At 53.0% G+C, this 1,899-nt stretch carries 1 rRNA gene; it reads right to left on the bottom strand.

The annotated features are described in order from the left end of the window. Window positions 1-1,899: ribosomal RNA gene (locus tag JCM9152_RS20900) — 23S ribosomal RNA — on the bottom strand; the annotation flags it as partial.

Genomic DNA, 1,899 nt, shown 5'->3' with positions numbered 1-1,899 from the left:
AACCCCTCCTCTTAACCTTCCAGCACCGGGCAGGTGTCAGCCCCTATACTTCGCCTTGCGGCTTCGCAGAGACCTGTGTTTTTGCTAAACAGTCGCTTGGATCTTTTCACTGCGGCTCTCTCAGGCTATTCACCTTAATAGAGCACCCCTTCTCCCGAAGTTACGGGGTCATTTTGCCGAGTTCCTTAACGAGAGTTCTCCCGAGCGTCTTAGAATTCTCTTCTCGCCTACCTGTGTCGGTTTGCGGTACGGGCACCTCACACCTCGCTAGAGGCTTTTCTAGGCAGTGTAGGATCAGGAACTTCGGTACTATTATTTCCCTCGCCATCACAGCTCAGCCTTCATGAGAAGCGGATTTGCCTACTTCTCAGCCTACCTGCTTGGACGCGGACATCCAATGCCGCGCTTACCCTACCTTTCTGCGTCCCCCCATTGCTCAAACGGTGAGGAGGTGGTACAGGAATATCAACCTGTTGTCCATCGCCTACGCCTTTCGGCCTCGGCTTAGGTCCCGACTGACCCTGAGCGGACGAGCCTTCCTCAGGAAACCTTGGGCTTTCGACGGAGGGGATTCTCACCCCTCTTATCGCTACTCATACCGGCATTCTCACTTCTAAGCGCTCCACCAGTCCTCTCGGTCTGACTTCGCTGCACTTAGAACGCTCCCCTACCACTGACACCAACGGTGTCAATCCATAGCTTCGGTGATACGTTTAGCCCCGGTACATTTTCGGCGCAGAGTCACTCGACCAGTGAGCTATTACGCACTCTTTAAATGGTGGCTGCTTCTAAGCCAACATCCTGGTTGTCTGGGCAACTCCACATCCTTTTCCACTTAACGTATACTTGGGGACCTTAGCTGATGGTCTGGGCTGTTTCCCTCTTGACTACGGATCTTAGCACTCGCAGTCTGACTCCCGAGGATAAGTCTTTGGCATTCGGAGTTTGACTGAATTCGGTAATCCTGTGGGGACCCCTAGTCCAATCAGTGCTCTACCTCCAAGACTCTTCCTCGAGGCTAGCCCTAAAGCTATTTCGGGGAGAACCAGCTATTTCCGAGTTCGATTGGCATTTCACCCCTACCCACACCTCATCCCCGCATTTTTCAACATGCGTGGGTTCGGGCCTCCATTCAGTGTTACCTGAACTTCACCCTGGACATGGGTAGATCACACGGTTTCGGGTCTACGACCACGTACTCTTTCGCCCTATTCAGACTCGCTTTCGCTACGGCTCCGCCTTATCAGCTTAACCTTGCACGGGATCGTAACTCGCCGGTTCATTCTACAAAAGGCACGCTGTCACCCGTTAATGGGCTCCAACTAGTTGTAGGCACACGGTTTCAGGATCTCTTTCACTCCCCTCCCGGGGTGCTTTTCACCTTTCCCTCACGGTACTGGTTCACTATCGGTCACTAGGGAGTATTTAGCCTTGGGAGATGGTCCTCCCAGATTCCGACGGGGTTTCACGTGTCCCGCCGTACTCAGGATCCACTCTGGAGGAAACGAAGTTTCGGCTACAGGGCTGTTACCTTGTCTCGCAGATCTTTCCAGATCGCTTCACCTACTCCGTTTCTTTTTGACTCCGTATAGAGTGTCCTACAACCCCAAGAGGCAAGCCTCTTGGTTTGGGCTAATTCCGTTTCGCTCGCCGCTACTCAGGAAATCGCATTTGCTTTCTCTTCCTCTGGGTACTTAGATGTTTCAGTTCCCCAGGTCTGCCTCCTCGTATCCTATAGATTCAGATACGGGTACCATCCCATTACAGATGGTGGGTTCCCCCATTCGGATATCCCCGGTTCAAAGCTTACTTACAGCTCCCCGAGGCGTTTCGCCGTTCGTCGCGTCCTTCTTCGGCTCCTAGTGCCAAGGCATTCACCGTGCGCCCTTTCTAACTTAA

The organism is Halalkalibacter hemicellulosilyticusJCM 9152, assembly GCF_000513115.1.
GTDB lineage: Bacteria > Bacillota > Bacilli > Bacillales > Bacillaceae_D > Halalkalibacter > Halalkalibacter hemicellulosilyticus.
The sequence above is the reverse complement of the archived record's forward strand: the minus strand, read 5'-3'. Positions and strand labels throughout refer to the sequence as shown.